Origin of the sequence: Colwellia sp. BRX8-9 (assembly GCF_014077245.1) — a bacterium.
Lineage (GTDB): Bacteria > Pseudomonadota > Gammaproteobacteria > Enterobacterales > Alteromonadaceae > Colwellia_A.
Genome location: NZ_JACGVN010000029.1, coordinates 22,952 through 42,238, shown reverse-complemented (window position 1 = coordinate 42,238; position 19,287 = coordinate 22,952). Strand labels below are relative to the sequence as shown.

General features: G+C 35.9%; 17 protein-coding genes. 9 read left to right on the top strand and 8 right to left on the bottom strand.

Annotation, left to right across the window (positions count from 1 at the left end; genetic code table 11):
* Genes H4J70_RS18210 through H4J70_RS18195 form a run of 4 tightly spaced genes read left to right on the top strand, consistent with a single transcriptional unit; the run spans position 1 to position 4,885 of the window.
* On the top strand, positions 1-1,923 hold the full coding sequence (locus tag H4J70_RS18210; protein WP_182251611.1) for a VWA domain-containing protein: 1,923 nt from the start codon (positions 1-3) through the stop codon (positions 1,921-1,923).
* 5 nt (positions 1,924-1,928) lie between these two features.
* On the top strand, positions 1,929-3,605 hold the full coding sequence (locus tag H4J70_RS18205; protein WP_182251610.1) for a BatD family protein: 1,677 nt from the start codon (positions 1,929-1,931) through the stop codon (positions 3,603-3,605).
* Between the two features lie 58 nt (positions 3,606-3,663).
* Complete coding sequence (locus H4J70_RS18200; RefSeq protein ID WP_070377194.1) at positions 3,664-4,179, top strand: sigma-70 family RNA polymerase sigma factor; 516 nt, start codon at positions 3,664-3,666, stop codon at positions 4,177-4,179.
* On the top strand, positions 4,172-4,885 hold the full coding sequence (locus H4J70_RS18195; protein WP_182222071.1) for a DUF3379 family protein: 714 nt from the start codon (positions 4,172-4,174) through the stop codon (positions 4,883-4,885). Before H4J70_RS18200 ends, H4J70_RS18195 begins: the two co-directional genes overlap by 8 nt.
* A gap of 890 nt (positions 4,886-5,775) precedes the next feature.
* On the opposite strand, the gene putP is transcribed toward H4J70_RS18195, so the two are convergent.
* A complete protein-coding gene (gene putP, locus H4J70_RS18190) occupies positions 5,776-7,269 on the bottom strand; it encodes a sodium/proline symporter PutP (RefSeq protein ID WP_182230443.1) in 1,494 nt (497 codons plus the stop codon).
* Between the two features lie 255 nt (positions 7,270-7,524).
* On the opposite strand from putP, the gene H4J70_RS18185 reads away from it, so the two are divergent.
* Positions 7,525-8,751: an EAL and HDOD domain-containing protein gene (locus tag H4J70_RS18185; RefSeq protein WP_182251609.1), complete on the top strand. Its 1,227-nt coding sequence runs from the start codon at positions 7,525-7,527 to the stop codon at positions 8,749-8,751.
* Between the two features lie 128 nt (positions 8,752-8,879).
* Here H4J70_RS18185 and H4J70_RS18180 read toward each other — a convergent pair whose 3' ends face one another.
* From H4J70_RS18180 to H4J70_RS18165, 4 genes are all read right to left on the bottom strand, one after another.
* Positions 8,880-9,689, bottom strand: coding sequence for a DUF2884 family protein (locus tag H4J70_RS18180; RefSeq protein WP_182222068.1), 810 nt, complete (start codon positions 9,687-9,689; stop codon positions 8,880-8,882).
* 165 nt (positions 9,690-9,854) lie between these two features.
* Entirely contained in the window at positions 9,855-10,979 is a 1,125-nt protein-coding gene (gene zapE / locus H4J70_RS18175; RefSeq protein WP_182251608.1) for a cell division protein ZapE, read from the bottom strand.
* A gap of 119 nt (positions 10,980-11,098) precedes the next feature.
* A complete protein-coding gene (locus H4J70_RS18170) occupies positions 11,099-11,305 on the bottom strand; it encodes a cold-shock protein (protein WP_070376065.1) in 207 nt (68 codons plus the stop codon).
* 282 nt (positions 11,306-11,587) lie between these two features.
* Positions 11,588-12,136, bottom strand: coding sequence for an RNA methyltransferase (locus tag H4J70_RS18165; protein WP_182215072.1), 549 nt, complete (start codon positions 12,134-12,136; stop codon positions 11,588-11,590).
* 413 nt (positions 12,137-12,549) lie between these two features.
* Between H4J70_RS18165 and lepB the strand changes: the two genes are divergently transcribed.
* The 3 genes from lepB to H4J70_RS18150 all read left to right on the top strand — a co-directional run bounded on the left by lepB (position 12,550) and on the right by H4J70_RS18150 (position 15,506).
* On the top strand, positions 12,550-13,212 hold the full coding sequence (lepB, locus tag H4J70_RS18160; protein ID WP_182251607.1) for a signal peptidase I: 663 nt from the start codon (positions 12,550-12,552) through the stop codon (positions 13,210-13,212).
* A gap of 148 nt (positions 13,213-13,360) precedes the next feature.
* Positions 13,361-14,455, top strand: a complete 1,095-nt coding sequence (locus H4J70_RS18155; RefSeq protein WP_182251606.1) for an HDOD domain-containing protein — start codon at positions 13,361-13,363, stop codon at positions 14,453-14,455.
* Positions 14,456-14,735: 280 nt separating this feature from the next.
* Entirely contained in the window at positions 14,736-15,506 is a 771-nt protein-coding gene (locus tag H4J70_RS18150) for a peptidylprolyl isomerase (RefSeq protein ID WP_182251605.1), read from the top strand.
* Here H4J70_RS18150 and arfB read toward each other — a convergent pair whose 3' ends face one another.
* Positions 15,507-15,920, bottom strand: coding sequence for an alternative ribosome rescue aminoacyl-tRNA hydrolase ArfB (gene arfB, locus H4J70_RS18145; RefSeq protein WP_070376061.1), 414 nt, complete (start codon positions 15,918-15,920; stop codon positions 15,507-15,509).
* A 123-nt stretch (positions 15,921-16,043) separates the two neighbouring features.
* Entirely contained in the window at positions 16,044-16,400 is a 357-nt protein-coding gene (hpf, locus tag H4J70_RS18140; RefSeq protein WP_070376060.1) for a ribosome hibernation-promoting factor, HPF/YfiA family, read from the bottom strand.
* A gap of 313 nt (positions 16,401-16,713) precedes the next feature.
* On the opposite strand from hpf, the gene H4J70_RS18135 reads away from it, so the two are divergent.
* Positions 16,714-17,817 carry a 1-acyl-sn-glycerol-3-phosphate acyltransferase gene (locus H4J70_RS18135; RefSeq protein ID WP_182215079.1) on the top strand — a complete coding sequence of 368 codons (1,104 nt, stop codon included), beginning with the start codon at positions 16,714-16,716 and terminating at the stop codon, positions 17,815-17,817.
* Positions 17,818-17,884: 67 nt separating this feature from the next.
* Here the strand turns inward: H4J70_RS18135 and H4J70_RS18130 are convergent, their stop codons facing one another.
* The gene (locus H4J70_RS18130) at positions 17,885-19,282 is read right to left on the bottom strand and encodes a hypothetical protein (protein ID WP_182222057.1); all 1,398 of its coding nucleotides are present in this window, start codon (positions 19,280-19,282) and stop codon (positions 17,885-17,887) included.
* Positions 19,283-19,287 lie beyond the last annotated feature (5 nt).

The window sequence follows — 19,287 nt, the reverse complement described above, 5'->3', positions numbered from 1 at the left end:
ATGGCAGACTTTCACTTTATTCGTCCTTGGTGGTTATTAGCCATCATCGCCTTAATTTTTGCGTTAAAACTCCTCAAAAAATACCGGTTGAGCCAATCTGGCTGGCAACAATTGCTTCCAAAACATTTAGCAAGCGTCTTGGTTGATAAGCAAGACAGTCGGCAGAAGTTGTCACTTACTTTACCTTTTATCATAGGTTTATTAGCAATTGTAGCTTTAGCCGGACCTACGTGGAAAAAACTGCCACAACCCGTTTATCAAATAGCACGTGGCTCGGTGTTGATCATGGACATGTCATATTCTATGTATGCTACTGATATTGCGCCCAATCGATTAACAAGATCGCGTTACAAAGCGATTGATTTACTCGAACAATTAAATGAAGGTGAAATAGGCTTAATCGCCTATGCTGGTGATGCTTTTACGATTAGCCCTCTAACAGCCGACATTAATAATATTAAATTGTTATTGCCATCTTTGTCCCCTGAATTAATGCCAGAACTTGGTAGTAACCCTTTAGCTGCGCTAACGCTCGCTCACGATATGCTGGTTAATGCTGGTCATAGCAAAGGTGATATATATTGGTTTACTGATGGTATCGATAATTATGACATTCAAGACATCACCGATTGGAGCAGAAGCAATAATCATCGATTGAATATTTTAGGCATAGGCACAACAACTGGTGCGCCAATAAAGCTTAATAATGGTGAACTGATGAAAGATACGAGTGGTTCTATTATCGTTCCTAAATTATCAATATCAGCCTTAAAAGGCGCAGCAAAAAGAGGCAGTGGTTATTATGCAACACTCGCTAACAATAATAGTGATATTGAAGCGTTACTTCGACAACCCAGTGATATTGAAGATCAACAACAAAAAGAATCTTCAAATACGGGTGATCAATGGCAAGAAGCGGGTCCCTATCTATTATTTTTAGTCTTAGCCTTGTTATTGCCCTACTTTCGCCGAGGCCGTTTATTAGCGATATTGCCATTCATATTATTAATGTCACCCGTTGATAAAAGCTACGCGCAAAGCACAACATTAACAAGCACTACAAAACCCAATGCAGTGCTAACAAAAGAATCAGTCCCAGACAAACAGGTGACTGATGATTTTTGGAAAAATTTATGGCAAACCAAAGACCAACAAGGACAACAACAATTCAACAGTGAAGCTTTTGAGCAGGCAGCCACTAGTTTTGAAGATTCATCTTGGCAGGGGAGCTCTTATTATCGCTCAGGAAATTACGAGCAAGCATTAAAAGCATTTCAACGCCAAAACACTGCGGAAGCTCTGTATAACCAAGGTAATTCTCTAGCGCAATTAAAACGTATTGATGAAGCAATTAAAGCGTATGAACAAGCGTTACTAAAAGAGCCACAGCATCAAGATGCAAAAGCTAATAAAGCTTACCTTGAAGAGTTAAAAAAACAACAAGAGCAGCAACAAGAAAACCAAGAACAGAACAACGAAGAAAACAACGACAAAAATCAAGAGCAGCAAGACCAGCAAGAACAAAACGAGCAAGAAAGTCAGGGGAAAGATCAAGAGCAGAAAAACAGTGAAGATCCAGCTCAGCCAAATGAATCTGAGCAACAAGATGATCAAAAAGAAGCGACTGACAAAGAGCAGACCGAACAAGAAAAGTCTCAACAAGAACAAAAAGATAAAGCCGAGCAAGAAAAACAAGCTAAAGAAGAGGAAGGTAAAGAAGACGACCCAAGCCAACCAGAGCAAACACCTGCTCAGCTTCGTGCCGCCGAACAATTAGCAGAAGAGACCGAACAAAAACACCAACAATTACTCAACAAAGTAACTGATGATCCTTATATGTTACTGAGAAACAAAATGCAGCTCGAATATCAAAAGCGCCGTAATAGTCGAAGTAGTCGCGCAAAAGGAAAAAAACAATGGTAAAAATAATGACCCAAACAATAATAGCCCTACTAACTATTTTGCTCAGTAATACGCTTTTTACCCCTAATGCGTTTGCGGCAACTCAAATTAGTGCAACTATTGATAAGAATCCTATCGTGGTTAATGAGTCTTTTATTTTAAAAATCACCATAGATGACGATGTCGACACCAACGCTTTAAATACCTCCGCGTTATTAAAAGACTTTGTCGTTGGTAGAACATCGGTAAGTTCTCAAACCAGTATGGTTAATTTTAAAACGACACAAACAACAACCTGGACTACTTTACTAATAGGCAAATCAGCAGGCGATTTTATTATTCCTCCTTTCACCATAGCGGGCATAAATTCTCAAGCCATAAAAGTACAAATATTAGCTGAAAATGATCCGCTTGCTGACAAACAACAAGACATTTTTATTACCACTGAAATATCGACCAAAGAAGTCTATGTTCAACAACAATTAACCTTAACAGTAAAGCTGCACTTTGCTGCAGAATTGAAGCGTGGCAGCTTAAGCGAACCAACGTTAGAAAGCGCCAGCATTACTCAAATTGGAAAAGATAAAGAAGAAGATACTATTATTAATGGCCGTCGCTATCGAGTTATTGAAAGAACCTATGCAATAAGTCCTAAAAATAGCGGTGAATTTACGTTAAAGTCACCGCTGTTCTCTGGCGAAATCTTAGTGCCTTCAACGAGAAGAAATAACATGTTTAGCTTTTCAGAAACTAAACCTGTTAGTGTCATTGGTGATGAAATTCAACTGCTAGTTCGTCCTATCCCTGAAACATTTCAAGGCACGTGGTTACCGAGTAATTTACTGGCTATTCATCAAGACTGGCAACCTGATTTAACAACGTTCAAAGTAGGCGAGCCGATTACGCGCATCATTACCTTAACCGCAGCAGGTTTATCCGAAGAACAATTGCCACTTTTAGAAATGACGGTGCCCAAAGGCCTGAAAGTCTATCCAGACCAAGCTCAATTACATACCGGCATGAGCAGTGGCCATTTGGTTAGCCAAAAAGTTAGAAATTTTGCCATTGTTGCCAGTAAGCCTGGCGAATATCAGCTACCGGAGATAAGTATTCCGTGGTGGAACACCGTCACTAACCGTTATCAAATCGCTACAATTGCTGCTCAAAAAATTACAGTTTTACCTAATAGCGAGCTTAACACAGCTCCAGCTGTCATGAAAAATCAGCAAAACAAAGTACTTATTCCAACGGAGACAATTGTTGTTACTCAAGCATCCTGGCTACAATGGCTATTTTTAACCTTATGGCTACTTACTGCTTTAGCGTGGTTTATCAGTGCAAAACGCTCTAAACCATTGACAGTAAAAACAACGAAGATTGATAATAGAAATAATAATCCTTACTTATCTTTATTAGCCGCCTGTAAAAAAAATCAGGGCTTAGAAGTGCTCGCTTTAATATCGCCATGGATAAATACCTTACAAGCAAAAGCAGGTAACAAAATAACAGCAACACTTGATGATGCGTTAATTGAAATTAATAATAATAAATTTCAGGACGAAATTGAGTTGTTACAGCAATGTTATTATGGGAAAGAGCAAAAAAATTGGCAAGGAAAGGCCTTAACAAGCTTAATTCAAGCTATTAATAAGCAAGGATTAAAAGTAAATGAAGCTAAGGTTTTAACTCTGAATCCAAGATAAAAATGAAATATATTTTTAAAAGCGAAATAAAATAATGTCAGCTCAGGTCTCTTACAACATGGCAACAAAACAAGTTAGATATGAAGCACTAGTTAAAGCTTTGCATGGCGATTTATTCCGTTATGCTTATTGGCTATGTCACGACAAACATGTGGCTGAAGACTTAGTGCAAGAGACATTTTTACGGGCATGGCGAGCTTTAGATTCATTAAAAGATGAAAAAGCAGCTAAGTCATGGTTGATCACAATTTTACGACGAGAGAATGCTCGTCGTTTCGAACGTAAACGATTTGATATGAGTGAATATGAAGAAGCCACTATTACCGATACTAAATCAACAAGTAGCGAGCAAGAAATTGAAAACTATTGGCTGCGTGAAAAAATAGCACAAATGCCAGAAGAATACCGAGAGCCATTAGTTTTACAAATTATTGGTGGTTTTTCAGGTGAAGAAATAGCTAAACAGCTCGATTTAAATAAGAATACCGTGATGACAAGGTTGTTTAGAGCGCGTAATCAATTAAAAGAAGCTTTAGATAATACTCCCAAAGTTAGAGGTCAATACAATGGATGATTTGCAATTTAGACGTCGTATTTATGCAGATCCAAATACACGTGATGAAGATATGCTTGCTGCAATTCACAGTGACCCTGCCAAGCAAAATTTTACACAAGAACTTGAAAGTTTAGACAGTAAACTCTTTCAAGCGTTAAATATTGAAGTACCTACAGGCTTAAGCGATAAACTTATTTTACGTCAAACAATGGCTAGTCATCAGCAGCAAAAACGTAAAAGTCGTGTGCGTTTAGCTTTAGCTGCGTCTGTTGCCTTTGTTATGGGTTTAACGATTAATTTTATGCAGTTTTCTAATGCATATAACAACCTAGGAGATTATGCGATAGCTCATATTGCCCATGAAGAAGGACATTTCTCTAACACTTCAACTGCAAATGTGAGCTTAGCCTCTCTTAACGATAAAATGGCGACGTTTAATGGCAGTTTTACAGATAGCATAGGCAAATTAATGTTTGCTAATTATTGCCGGTTTGATGGCATGAAAAGCCTGCACTTAGTTTTTCAAGGTGCAACAAGCATGGTTACTGTTTTTATTGTTCCCAATAATGAAGAGCTTGAATTTACCGCTGATTTTTCAACAGATAAATTAATAGGAAAATCCCAACACTTTAAAAACAGTAATATTATTGTGGTTGCTGACAAAAGTGAATCGCTTACGCAGTGGCAAACAGCCATCGATAAAAATATTAGCTGGTCTATTTAAGTCATAAAAATAATATTTTACTGTTAACGTCGTCGCACATGAAACCATGGCGACGACGTTCTTAATACCCTCTTATTAAAACTCCATTGCTCTTGCACTGAAACCGTAATATTAATACTAAAATTCCCAGACTAAACTCGTTTCAGCATATAGTACTCACCTCCACACCACAGGTACCAAAGTCGTCATACTGAACTCGTTTCAGTATCTAGTACTCACCTCCCAAACAACAGAAGCTAAAGTCGTCATGCTGAACTCGTTTCAGTATCTAGTACTCACCTCCAAACAACAGAAGCCAAAATCGTCATGCTGAACTCGTTTCAGTATCTAGTACTCACCTCCCAAACAACAGAAGCTAAAGTCGTCATGCTGAACTCGTTTCAGTATCTAGTACTGACCTCCCAAACAACAGAAGCCAAGATCGTCATGCTGAACGCGTTTCAGTATCTAGTACTCACCTCCCAAACAACAGAAGCTAAAGTCGTCATGCTGAACGCGTTTCAGTATCTAGTACTGTTCTCCCAAACAACAGAAGCCAAAGTCGTCATGCTGAACTCGTTTCAGTATCTAGTACTTACCTCAATTCAAGCAACAGATACCAAGATCGTCATGCTGAACTCGTTTCAGTATCTAGTACTTACCTCAATTCAAGCAACAGATATCAAGATCGTCATGCTGAACTCGTTTCAGTATCTAGTACACACCTCATTAAAATAGAGACTAAAATAACATATAAGTTCCTTACCATCCTTGGCACCACGCTATTGCCTCCAGGGATGGAGGTACTTATGATTTGTCAGGAACAAAAATCATGACCGTTCATCCTGAACATAAAAAGCCCGTTATTGAACATCAATAACGGGCTTTATTTAAGCGAGTTTACAATACCATTAATCGATATTGTGCTGCTCTATCATCTCATCAAACATCTTTTCAACAGATTCATCAGGTGCCGCGGTCAAGTTACTCACCACAACAATCGCTATTGTTGAAAGTATAAAACCAGGAACAATTTCATACATCACTGAACTCAATAGTTCACCACCGACAGTTATCGGAGCATAAATCCAAATAAGAACGGTTATAGCGCCCGTTAACATACCTGCTAAAGCGCCTTGCTTGTTCATTTTTTTCCAGTAGAGACTTAAGATAACTAGTGGTCCAAATGCGGCGCCAAATCCTGCCCAAGCATTACTAACCAAACTTAAAATAGAGCTATTTCGGTCATAAGCTAATGATATCGCAACAATAGCAACTAGAAGTACAGATAAACGGCCAACAAAAACAAGCTGTTTATCAGTAGCATCTTTATTTAGAAACGCTTGATAAAAGTCACCGGTTAATGAGCTTGATGTCACTAATAATTGAGAAGAAATGGTACTCATTATAGCAGCTAAAATAGCGGCTAATAAAAAGCCAGAAATGAGAGGGTGAAATAAAACCTGAGAAAATAATACAAAAATAGTTTCTGGATCGGTTAATTCTGTACCCGTTTTCGCCACATAAGCAATACCAGCAAAACCAGTTGCCATAGCACCACAAATAGAAACGATCATCCAAGTCATACCAATACGACGAGCAGCAGGTAAATCTTTAACTGACCGGATTGCCATAAAGCGCACAATGATATGTGGCTGGCCAAAATAACCTAAGCCCCAAGCCATCGCTGAAATAATCGCCAGCGCACTAACACCATTGAACATATTAAACTTTTCAGCATCAATAGAATGAATAACATCATTCATTGCTTGTACGCCACCAATGTCGCTTATGACCACAAAAGGTACCAGCACAAGCGCTACGAACATAATACACCCTTGCACAAAATCGGTTAAGCTTACGGCTAAAAAACCACCAAACATAGTATAAAGTACAACAACACCTGCGGTAACGTAGAGCCCAACTTCATAATCTAATCCGAAAGAGCTTTCAAACAATTTACCACCAGCAACGATACCTGATGAAGTATAAAGCGTGAAAAAGACAATAATAACAATTGATGAAACTACGCGAAGCAAATGGCGCTTATCATTAAAACGGTTTTCAAAGAAATCAGGTAAAGTTATCGAATCATTTGCTACTTCGGTATAAGTTCTCAAACGAGGCGCAACAATTAAATAATTAAAATAAGCACCAATTACTAAACCTACGGCGATCCAAATACTGCTTAAACCTGTCACATACATAGCACCTGGTATGCCCATTAGCATCCAACCACTCATGTCAGAAGCCCCAGCGGAAAGAGCCGTCACTGAAGGACTTAGATTACGCCCTCCTAGCATATAACCTGCTGCGTCACTGGTCGATTTTTTAAAGGCATATAAACCTATACCGATCATAACAATAAAATATAAACCTAAAGAAAATAATGTACCAAATGCCAAATTAACCTCCGAAAGTAGTATTATATTTTTACTAAGTAAAAAAAATGTTAAAAAGTTCTGTTACTAAGCAAAAAATAGAATAAGCTAGTATGACTAGATATTTTGCTATTACTATACTTTTATTCTTTTCAACTATATTAAAGGTATTATCCATGTAATGTTTTTATGCCAGTAACTAATATATAAAAATAGTTGATGCTAATTTCTCCTTTTTCAAATATATTCAATATAGTTACGAAAAGATCAGGAACTTTTATGTATTTTTATGCCGCCAGGCAACCCATTCTAGATAAAGACAAAAATCTTTTTGCCTATGAATTGCTATTTAGAGACAGCATTGACAACGTTTTTCCTGATATTGATGGCGATGAAGCCACCACAAAAATGATTGAAGCAAGTAAATTTAACTTAGGTATAGGAGAATTTACTGGTAATAAGCCCGCCTTTATTAATTTTACCCTTGAAACATTAAGTCTTGGTTACGCAAATATGCTGACCACTGATGAAGTTGTCGTTGAAATTCTTGAAACCGTTAAGCCGGGTAAAAAGCTATTAGCTATTTGCAAAGACCTTTATGAACAAGGTTATACATTAGCGCTAGATGATTATGAACATAAAAAAGTGTGGATACATTTTTTCCCTTATATCAAAATAATAAAAATAGATTGGCAAATATCCACTATTGAAGAAATTAAAGAAGTTAAACAAGCGATTACTAATTTCCCTGATATTAAATTGCTTGCAGAAAAAGTTGAAACTTACGACGAGTATAATCAAGCACTAGAATTAGGCTTTGAACTATTCCAAGGTTTTTTCTTTGCTAAGCCTGAGATGATAAAAACTAAAAGTCTCTCTCCATCACAGATTGCCATGGCTGAGTTACTTTATGAAACATCAAAACCCGAATTAGATTTAATCAGTATTACTTCAGTCTTTGAACGCGATGTAACACTTTCTTATAAACTATTAAGATATGTTAACTCGGCAATATTTCGCAGACGCAATGAAATATCAACAATAAAACAAGCACTTGTAACACTAGGGTCACAAGAATTAAAGCGATTTTTAGGTTTGATGTTTGCTATAAATGTTAACCCTGACAAACCTTCAGAGTTAATTAATTCAGCGATGGCTCGTGCTAAATTTTGTGAACTTGTCTCAAAGGATATTAATGCTCCAATAGATTCATCTATTGCTTTCTTAACGGGCTTATTATCATTAATTGATGCCATTTTAGATGAAAAACTTGAAACTGTTTTAGAAAAGTTACCACTTGCGCAAGAGATAAAGGTTTCTTTACTCACTAAGAAAGGTGTCTTGGCTGAATTAATCCAGTTATTAGAGTACATAGAACATGCACAATGGGATGAAACCACTATTGTTATGAAGAAGTTAGGTATAGAAAAGGAAAAAGTCATTAGAGATTACAACCAAGCACTTTCTTGGGCTGACGAGCAGTCACAGATGACAAATGGCAGTTAATTAAGTTAATGGGTCGATTGACAAAAAACAAGTAACAAAATTGTTTACTTGTTTATTGTCAATGATTAGAGAAAGACACACCCATGCTATAATAGGCGCTAGAGAAGTTTATCCGTATTTAGTTAAAATTACATAAGTTCTTTAGCGTTTTTAGATGAAACTGTAGTGGTTAATAAATTAAAGTCTTTTAACACTATTATTTCGTTAGTTAACCTGTCTTCAAGTGCATCGATGTCGACAACAGATTGACAAAGTACTTCACTACTTTTTTTAATTTGTTCACCACGAGATTCCATTTCGTTTTCCATTTTTTCACCGAAATCCTCCATACGAGATTCAAAAGCGTTCATATCGCCACCAGAGAAAAGCATCTGTTGCCCTACCGCTATCATTAAACTACCAATCGAATTTTGCACCGTCTTTTCTATTGCACTTTCAATACGTTGCTCAAAATCTTCGTTGAAAAAGTTTTCTCCTGAAAAACCATCCTCATCAAAATAAATGTCATTATCACTGGTTAAGCCCAGATCAACTTCTTTACGTATCTCTGAAAGTTGACTAGTAATTTCAGCACTGAGCGTATTATCTTGGCCTAGTAACTCATTAAACGCTAAGTTAATGCCGTCATTCGCAAGATCAATAGCATCCAATGCAACACTTTTTACTTGTGGAACTGCAGCCCTAATGCCAGACGAGTAATCATGAACCAAGGATTGCTGATTATCTGTTAAGTCAACTTGAACACCATTGACATATAATCGTTCATTATCAACAATTTTATAGAGTGGCAGTTTACTTTTAGAGAATTCAATGGCGGTTGGTGTAATTTTAATGCCACCAGATATTGTTGCATTGCATGAGTCATTTGTAAAAGATGCGGTGGAAGCGAACGTACTGCTGCTTGCCAATATAAGTGCTGTTGCGATGAGTGTTTTCATATTATGCCCTTCGATTGTTATCGATTAAATAATGCCTAACTTAATATAGACATTACAAAACTAGTGCCAACTAGTAAAATCAATAAAATTCAATAAGATACAAGAAAATCACAAAATAAAATGAAAATTAAATACCATTTATTAGTGAAATAAACACATTTGTGGCTAATATGCTAATTGTTGCATTTCAATGAGACGGGATTGGCAGCGAGCAAACTCAAAACTTAATTGCTGTCCTTGGTAAAGCTCAATAATATCAACTTCAGCATTAATAATAAGTCGTATATTTCTATCATAAAATTCATCAACAACAGCAATAAAGCGCCGAGCTTCATCATCTAAGTGGCGAAGTTGGCTTAACAATTTACCGTCGCGTTGATAGTCATCTTCTACGCCTGATATAACAGACGTTATGCGCTCTCCATCAAATTGAGGAACTTGGTCAAGCAATACTAATTTAAAATCATCAGCTAGGCTAATGTAGTCTCGCTGACTTCTAGGACCAGAACATAGTGCATAAAAATCAAAAAGTATAATAGTATCTGTTTTCGCTTGAAAAGGGATTTTACGGTGGTTAACGGTTATATTACCTGAAGTGCCTACAATACCCGTAATATCTAAAAACCTTTGTCTAAGCGTTTTGTTATTTAATGGGTAAGTATAGTCACGATATGCGATTGCGGTTTCATCATAACGGTCTAAGCGATGATCTACAGCACCATCAACCGATAACACTTGGCAATAATCGTTAATTAAATCTATGGTAGGCATAAATCTTTCGCGCTGTAATCCATTACGATAAAGTTCTTCGGGTCGACAGTTAGAGGTAGCGATTAAAATAATATCTTGTTGAAAGAACGCCTGAAATAAGCCAGAAAGTAACATAGCGTCACCAATATCTGAAACATAAAACTCATCAAAACACAGTACTTTGATCTTTTTAGCCCATTGCTTAGCAATAAACGTTAATGGATCACTTTGTCCTGTACATAAATTTAATTGTTGGTGTACTTCTTCAATAAAGCGATGAAAGTGAATACGTTTTTTAGCTGTAACGGCTAAATTTTGAAAGAAGAGATCCATAAGCATGGTTTTACCACGACCGACTCTCCCATAAAGATAAATACCACGAATAGCAGACGATTTTTTTAGTCGTTTAGCAAGCCAAGATTTACGCTCATGTTGATAGATTTGTTCAGAAAGATCATCAAGTTTGGCAACGGCATTAACTTGTGCATAATCATATTTAAAATTATTCGAAGTAGATAGAGCTTGGTAAGCTGAAAGCATATCTTAAGTTTTAAACGTTGAAACTAAATTTTTCCCACAAAAAAAGGGTGAGACATAAGTCTTACCCTTTTTAGCAATTTATTTGTATGAGGTAACCTAAGTTAGCTCAAGATACAAAATTAAAGAGCTTGAATGTTCTCAGCTTGAGGACCTTTCTGACCTTGAGTTACAGTAAACTGTACTTTTTGGCCTTCAGCTAGAGTTTTGAAACCGTCGCCAGAGATTGCAGAAAAATGTGCGAAAACGTCAGGACCAGATTCTTGCTCGATGAAACCAAAACCTTTAGACTCGTTGAACCATTTTACTGTACCAGTAGTTGTAGACATAATAGTATCCTATTTGTTTAATATAATTAATCTTAATTTTGTTTTAGCCATTAAATAAATTTAATTCACTAAAACGATGATGCTGAGAGTGTTGCTATGACTTATTAAACAGGACGAGCTACTAACATAACTTCGAAACTTGGTACATAAATATAGGTAGTACTTTCTAGCTGCGTGCATTGTATATCGTTGACAGAAAGAGTCAAGTTTTTTATCGACTTTATTAATTCTTTTGTTTGTTTTATGAACAAACCGTTAGGTTAACACTATCAACAAGCCACTTTACTGTTTCACTTTTACCGTATTATTTGTGTCTCTACTTTTTCGGATAAGTTCATCGTCACCAATAGCTATTGCAGACTTTGCTAAGCGGTCATAAAGTAAAACATTTACTGTAGCTGCCAAATTCATACAACCATTCGTTGGAATATATACCACAGCATCAGCTTTATCGATAACAGCCTGACTAATAGTGCCATCTTCAGGGCCAAACACATACATAGCATTTTTAGGGTGAATGAAGGCCGGCAATGGCACCGCTCCTTCAATTAAATCAACACATATTAGCTTGCTCCCTTCGGGTAAACTTTCCACCAAAGATTCAACACCAATTAAAGGTATTTTTTTACTGGCACTTTGTGTATCGGTATGAAATTTCGCGGCTCTTGCATACCTAACACCACTGTATAGTACGCTATCAACTTGATAACATCCTGCTGCGCGCATTACAGCACCGACATTACTTGGGCTTTTAGGATCGGTTAAACCTAAGGTTATCTCAGCTGATTCAGCGTTTTTATGTTTTAACGGTACTTTTATCTTTTTAGTCATTAATATAATCGTTTTGGTTAGTTACTTTACAAATACAGGTAAATTCTACAGGAATTCTCCTTAGCTTTAATAAAAAATTCAAGTAAATAATAATTTTTTATTTGTTCTCAAGTTAACGTTTGATTTTATCTATTCTACCTTAGCGACCCATAGTTTAAGCTCGAAACCTATAGTGATATGAACACTAAATAAGTTTCACACTAGCAAGTGAAGTGACCAACGAAGTTTACTTTTTAAAAATTATACAAAGCTATTATTAACGCATTATTCATGAGCTCTTTCCTTGTCAAACAGTACAGTTGTCATAATCCGTTACATTTCATAAGCAACAAATCAAAAAATAATGGTCATAATAAACTAAGATTTTCTGTTAATAACTATACCTGTGTCATCAATATTTAAAAGGAAAGAAAATGAAAAATAGTCTCAAAAAACTATGGAAAGAAAATAAGTTATTATTTATTTTTATTGGTTTAATGTTAGTTTTTCGTAGCGCTGTCGCTGACTGGAGTGACATACCTACAGGTTCAATGAAACCAACAATTGTTGAAGGCGATAGAATTTTTATTAATAAAATGGCTTATGATATTCGCTTACCTTTCACTCATATTTCTCTTGTTACACTTTCCGAACCACAAACCAATGACATCATTATTTTTGATTCAGTGGTCTCAGATAAACGTTTAGTAAAACGTGTAATTGGTGTTCCAGGTGATACAGTTACTATGAGAAACAATAAATTAATTATAAACAACCAAGTGATTAGCTACAAAAAAGAATCAACAACAAACCTGCCATCGAACAATTATCACGACAAGATTGAGACGATCAATGGCCAGCCACATTTTATTCGAACCAGTAAGTTGGCGTCACAATTGGATAACTTCAACCAAGTTATAGTGCCTACTGGTCAGTATCTAGTTCTGGGCGACAACCGAGATAATAGTGCAGATTCACGGGTAATTGGCTTAGTGCCAAGGAAGGAAATTGTTGGCAAATCTAGTCAAGTCGCTTTTTCTCTAGATTATAATAATAACTTTTTACCACGCACTAATCGTTTTTTTCATTCACTTTAAATGTTTGTTAACTACTGGTACCTTTTGCTCAGATTTTAAATCACATTAGGTAAATTCAGACGACTTTTTTATTTTAATCTCGATAATAAACGAATTTATACCTAAACTTATATATATATTCAGTGAATTGATAAAGGTATTCCCCTTCATGTTTAGATCGCTTCTTAGAGCTATTTTCCCTTCAGCTTTTGTTAAGAAAACTACACCTAACTATGAATATTTTCATCTGCTAAAAAGTGAAGGAGAAAGTAATAACACAGCTAATATATCAGTCTCTCAGGAACCGTTTCTTTCACAAATAGATAACTTAGCTGGTCAAATAAAGGATCATCAAGAAATAGATTACGATAAGTTGTTTTTTGATTTATTGTTTGGGGATGACGACACTCAGTATATCAATAAAATTGATCCTCTTAGTGATTATGTAGCTGACCAAATAAATGACTTACTGTTACGCCCACAAAATTTAATTTCTGAACTTCCCGTTATGCCAGCTTCTGTTGATGCTGTATTAACAGCAATAAATAACAAAAATTTTAATGTTAATGAAATTTTAAACATCATTGCGAAAGAACCCAGTATGGCGGCCAGCATGATAAAACTCGCTAATACGGCTAAATACCGTCGAAGTGATGTGCCGATAGTCAGTTTAAAGTCAGCTTTTATGGTGATGGGGTCACAAGGATTACTAGAAGGCGTTGTTTATGTGTTTATTAATAATTTTAGCCCAAAAAACACGCCATATTTCAAATATTTTGGCACTAAAATTTGGCAACATGCTTTACAAACAGCTCTAATATCAAAAGACTTAGCTGACAAAAGTTCTAATATAGATAATGCTTCTGCCGCCTATTTGATTGGCTTATTAAGGAATTTAGGCGAAATGATTATCTTCGACTTAATGGTTGAAGCGTTTCATCATGTTGACCCATCCGCGACACCTAGTTCTCAAACCTTTAAAGCCTTAATTTCATATCACTCGATTAGCTTAACCGCCGCGATTGTTTCAAAATGGAATTTACCGCCAATGATCATTGAGACTATTAAACAGCAAGAAAATAAACAACTGATAAAATCCCCTTTAGCCACGCTCATTGAAGAAGCGAGCTTTATCAGTAAATTGCAAAGTTTATATAGTTATAAAAAAGTCAATCAAGAGCAATATGAACTCGCTTGCCAACAACTTAAAAATGAGCAAGTTAAAGCCTATGCATTAAATGTATTGCCAGTGACTACTGAGTAAAATACCTATTGAGGGCTGTTAAGGTAATAACGTTCATCAGCTTAAAAGGTATACTTTTTCTGACGATGATTCCGGTATTTATTTAACGTATGTCGTTAATAACGATATACGTTATCAGTTCTCACCTCTTTTATAGCCTCATTGATATGCTAAAAAAAAATGCTACAACCACAAAATCAAATTTACAGGTAAGAAAAGCTCTTGTTGTTTTAGACTAATACTTTTAGTATCTCTAGCATTGTATTCAACTATTATTATCCCTAATAAATTTAAGGTTACTATGTATAAAAATTCTCCTAAATCACTCGTACTAGCGGGTGCATTTTCTATTGCGACATTATTATCAGTATCGAGTAATGCGACAATTGTTGAATTTGAAACTTCTCAAGGGAATTTCAAAATTAACTTACACGATCAAACCACACCTAAAACAGTAGAAAATTTTTTAAAGTACATTAACGACGGGGATTTCAACAATACTGTTGTTCATCGCTTAGTGCCTAACTTTATTATGCAAGCGGGAGGCTTTGAATTTAACGGAAACTTTCCATTAACGGCCATTGATGTCGATAGTTCCGTAGAAAATGAACCCTTGTATTCAAATGTTAGAGCAACTGTCGCGATGGCAAAAGTAGGAAACAGTCCTAATAGTGCAACCAGTCAGTGGTTTATTAATTATAAAGATAATAGCGCTAACTTAGATATACAAAATGGTGGTTTCACGGTGTTTGGTGAAGTGATTGAAGGTATGGATAATATTGATAAAATAGCCCAGTTACCCATTTGTCAAAGTATACCAATGCCAGACTATACCGACGAGCAATGTGCTAATAGTAATTTTGTACCTGCAAATGAAAATTTTGTAACTATTCGTACTGTTACCATTTCAAATAGTTCAACCACAACGGCTGAAAGCCTATCTCCGGTAAAAAATACGCTGATTAATCAGGAGAGCAGTTCAAGTGATAGTAGCGGTGGCGGTGGCTTATCCTACTTTGCATTACTGGCATTATCTTTAGTCGGCTTACGACGTAAAATGAAAATATCTTAACTAGTCAGTGACCTTGCCGCGGAGTGCTTTTACATTGCCGCGGTGAGATTTACCCGCTAAGCGTCTTTTTTTGGAATTTTTTGATGGTTTAGTTTCTCTTCGAACCTTTTGAATAACCATTGCTGATTTAATCACTTCAACAACACGCTCAAGCGCAGATTCACGATTTTTCTCTTGTGTTCTATACTGTTGCGCCTTGAGAACTAAAATTCCCTCTTTAGTGATACGTTTATCTTTTAATGCTAATAAACGTTCTTTATAAAAATCAGGTAAAGACGATGCCTTAATATCAAAGCGTAAATGAATCGCTGATGATACTTTATTGACATTTTGTCCTCCCGCCCCTTGTGCACGAATAGCGGTTAACTCGAGTTCATTTTGATCTAACCAGACATTATTTGAAAGGGCCAACATATTTTACTTCTACTACCTTATTTATTCACACGTTAAGTATACCATTCATAATGATAATAATAAGCTAGAAACTAAAACGGGAGCAATAGCTCCCGTAAACATTTAAGTATAACTACTTTGAAATTAGTTCAAATTCATTTCTTGAACTTTCTCATGGGCAATTTCAGGCGTAACTGAAACAGGCTTACTGTGTAAATTTGCTTTTAATTGGCCTTTTCTATGTTTAAGTGCGGCATCAAGCTTTTTGGCTACACTAGCAATTGCGGGAAACATGACATCGTCTTCTGCTGATACAGCAATACGACCACCTTCATAATTTGTTGTTATTTCTGCTCCATATTTTCCATGCTCTTTTGAAAGAATAATGTCTAATGAGATCAGCGTTGGAAAATGGTTAGAAATTTTTAAGAATTTTTCATCGATATGTTCTTTTACACCATCGGTAACATCTACGTGGTGACCTGAAAGATTTATTTTCATAGGTATTCCTTTTGTTTATTGCTCTATTTAAGACTTGAGGGTAAAGTCGAAAAACGCAAGGCCTTAGTATGAAAAAAATATAAATTAATTCATAAAAGAGCTTACACAATTAACTGTAGCAAAAATTATACATTTTATTTGGATTTTGCTTCATTTTTTATATTAATATTATTATTTACCCCTAAGCTAATGAAATTATATTATTTAAAAAAGTAAAGCATAAACAATAGGAGTCTTTTCATTTAAAAAGCGGTTATAATATCCGCCAATTTTTAAGTTAATTAATCGCTGTTAAGCAGTAAAGAGACCTTACATGTTTGATGATATTCGCCCTTATCGTGATGATGAGGTTGCAACTGTGATCCGAAAACTGATTAATGACCAAGGGCTACTTTCTTCTATTGCTAGTTTTAAAATGCCTCGACTGTACAAGCTTCTACCGGTAATTTGTCGCTCAGTGGTAAAATGGACGTTAAAGTTACGCGTGAGTAAGTTTCATAACATCGAAGACATTCAACGTGAAGTAGCAAAGTACTTGCATCACCTAGTAAAAAAAAGTACCGATGGTTTTACTTTTCATGGTTTAGAGAAAATTGATACAAGTAAACCTATGCTGTTTATCAGTAATCATAGAGACATAGTACTTGATGTCGCATTAATTAATTGGGCGTTGTACAACAGCGGCATTAATACCGTTGAGGCAGCAGTTGGCGACAACTTATTGCATCAACCTTGGGTTGCTGACTTAATGCGTATTAACAAAAGCTTCATTGTTAAACGCAGTGAAGAGTCAAAACGTGCCATGCTCAATGCGTCAAAGCAATTATCAGCCTATATTCACCATACAGTTTATGAGCGCCAACAAAACATCTGGATAGCGCAGCGAGAAGGTCGTGCTAAAGACGGGATAGACAAAACCAACTCGGCTTTAATTTCAATGTTATTACTAAACAAAGACAAGCAAACGCCGCTTGCAGACTATTTAAATGAAATTAATATTGTACCTGTTTCAATTTCGTATGAATTTGATCCCTGTGATAGAGATAAAGCCATCGAACTTGCAGAACGAGAAGCAACGGGGTGTTATAAAAAGAAAGAAAACGAAGACTTAAATAGTATTACACAAGGGTTAATGGGGAAAAAAGGTCGTGTTCATGTTGAGTTCTGCCACGCGATTAAAGGCGACTATGCCGATAGTAAAGCCGTTGCAAAAGCTATTGATAAAGAGATTATCAGTAACTATAAATTATATGACAGCAACTTAACGGCTTATGCCCAGCTTCACCAGCAAGATGACATTAAGCAAAGCGTAATGAATCAGTTAAATAGCAGGATGTCTGATTTAACTGAACAGCAGCAGCATTGGTTATTAACTATGTATGCAAATCCTGTTAGAGCGAAACAAGCAGTAGATTAATGGCTAACAGTAACGTGTATTAATAAAAAACGGCGCTTTATAGCGCCGTTTTCATATAAAGATAACCTTATTTTTTTATTGATATGTGATAATTTTTTACATTATTAGCAAAAGAGTTATTATTTTCATTTTGATAATACAATAAATAATTTTCATATTTATCAGTATCTTCACTTTGTACCAAATCTGTACTGGTACCCAATACAAGGGTCTCATCATTAATAATACCTTCATAACCAGGTAAAGCTGTAGTTACGGGTAATTGACCAGTAATTCGCCCATAACTTGTCCATTTAGCTGGCATAGGTGTATTATTTTCGGGGTGGTAAGCTTGATAATTGACGGTAATTATAGCCAAAGGATAATTAGCAACATTACTGTAATCATAACTCCAGTCTGATTTGATTTCTGAGAAATAAATATCATCAACATCTGGTTTTTTCGTTGCAGCCGCTAAGGCAAAACTAGTGTTAAAAGCTGAAGAAATAACTTGGTGCTGGCTCGATATTTTTATTTGACCAAAGGCAGAATCAGTTTCAGATAAAATAACCTCAGCATTTGATTGATAAACAGTTTCTGAAACATAAAGATGGCTATTAAATAAATCAACTGAGTTATCATCTTCAAGAACTCTTGTTGCAAAATGCGCCTGCCCTAAAAATAACTGTTGTGTTGTAAAAGGCTGATGATTTTTATTTAAGCCAATTTGTTCAATAGCGGCGAAAGCTGAAAGTTGCCATACAGCTTGATTGTCGCTATTAACGGCTGTTTGACTAAAATCATCAATAAAGCCAGCAGCACCCAGAACGTTACTGTTATTTCCAGTACCAACAAGCGAGAAAGAATGTAGTGGCCAAGCGCCATCAATTGCTCGGCAAGCTTCAACATTAATAAAGTTAGTGCGTTGTGAGTCTACAGCTTCAGTGCTGGTAAATGTTGCTGAGCTGGTTACTTGGGTAATATCAGAGATAGGGGTATGTGACACTTCAACATTTCGAGTGATACATTCACAATTAGCATCAACAACTTTACTGATATGTTCTGCCTGATAAATGGCGGGCGTTGTTGCTTTTACCTGATGAAAGCTAACAAAATCTAAACCTTCCACTTTTCCTTCTTGCTGAGTTTTAGCAACAAGTGTGTAATTGATGAGTTCATTGTCTGATAAAAAACTAAAAAGTCCATCATCGTTTGGCTGTAACTTTGTAACAACACTCCAATCATTATTTTGAATAAACAACTCAACATCAACAAACGGTAGTTTTTCGCCACATTTATTGGTCAGTGTAGACGTTAATGAAAAAGCATAACTTTTTGGCGCTGTTGGGGTCGTATTATCGCTGCCACCACCTCCTCCACATGCTTGTATACCCAAAAAGATAGGCAGTAATAAAAGTGTTTTTTTATAATTGTTTAACAATGAGTTTATTGGGCGGTTTTGTAGCTGAAATAATTTTAATAGCATATCAA

What these genes read in the sequence shown, in the direction of transcription:
- H4J70_RS18210 (WP_182251611.1), top strand. Translation starts at nt 1, where the DNA reads ATGGCAGACTTTCACTTTATTCGTCCTTGGTGGTTATTAGCCATCATC.
- H4J70_RS18205 (WP_182251610.1), top strand. Translation starts at nt 1,929, where the DNA reads ATGACCCAAACAATAATAGCCCTACTAACTATTTTGCTCAGTAATACG.
- H4J70_RS18200 (WP_070377194.1), top strand. Translation starts at nt 3,664, where the DNA reads ATGGCAACAAAACAAGTTAGATATGAAGCACTAGTTAAAGCTTTGCAT.
- H4J70_RS18195 (WP_182222071.1), top strand. Translation starts at nt 4,172, where the DNA reads ATGGATGATTTGCAATTTAGACGTCGTATTTATGCAGATCCAAATACA.
- H4J70_RS18185 (WP_182251609.1), top strand. Translation starts at nt 7,525, where the DNA reads ATGTATTTTTATGCCGCCAGGCAACCCATTCTAGATAAAGACAAAAAT.
- H4J70_RS18180 (WP_182222068.1), bottom strand. Translation starts at nt 9,689, where the DNA reads ATGAAAACACTCATCGCAACAGCACTTATATTGGCAAGCAGCAGTACG.
- zapE (WP_182251608.1), bottom strand. Translation starts at nt 10,979, where the DNA reads ATGCTTTCAGCTTACCAAGCTCTATCTACTTCGAATAATTTTAAATAT.
- H4J70_RS18170 (WP_070376065.1), bottom strand. Translation starts at nt 11,305, where the DNA reads ATGTCTACAACTACTGGTACAGTAAAATGGTTCAACGAGTCTAAAGGT.
- H4J70_RS18165 (WP_182215072.1), bottom strand. Translation starts at nt 12,136, where the DNA reads ATGACTAAAAAGATAAAAGTACCGTTAAAACATAAAAACGCTGAATCA.
- lepB (WP_182251607.1), top strand. Translation starts at nt 12,550, where the DNA reads ATGAAAAATAGTCTCAAAAAACTATGGAAAGAAAATAAGTTATTATTT.
- H4J70_RS18155 (WP_182251606.1), top strand. Translation starts at nt 13,361, where the DNA reads ATGTTTAGATCGCTTCTTAGAGCTATTTTCCCTTCAGCTTTTGTTAAG.
- H4J70_RS18150 (WP_182251605.1), top strand. Translation starts at nt 14,736, where the DNA reads ATGTATAAAAATTCTCCTAAATCACTCGTACTAGCGGGTGCATTTTCT.
- arfB (WP_070376061.1), bottom strand. Translation starts at nt 15,920, where the DNA reads ATGTTGGCCCTTTCAAATAATGTCTGGTTAGATCAAAATGAACTCGAG.
- hpf (WP_070376060.1), bottom strand. Translation starts at nt 16,400, where the DNA reads ATGAAAATAAATCTTTCAGGTCACCACGTAGATGTTACCGATGGTGTA.
- H4J70_RS18135 (WP_182215079.1), top strand. Translation starts at nt 16,714, where the DNA reads ATGTTTGATGATATTCGCCCTTATCGTGATGATGAGGTTGCAACTGTG.
- H4J70_RS18130 (WP_182222057.1), bottom strand. Translation starts at nt 19,282, where the DNA reads ATGCTATTAAAATTATTTCAGCTACAAAACCGCCCAATAAACTCATTG.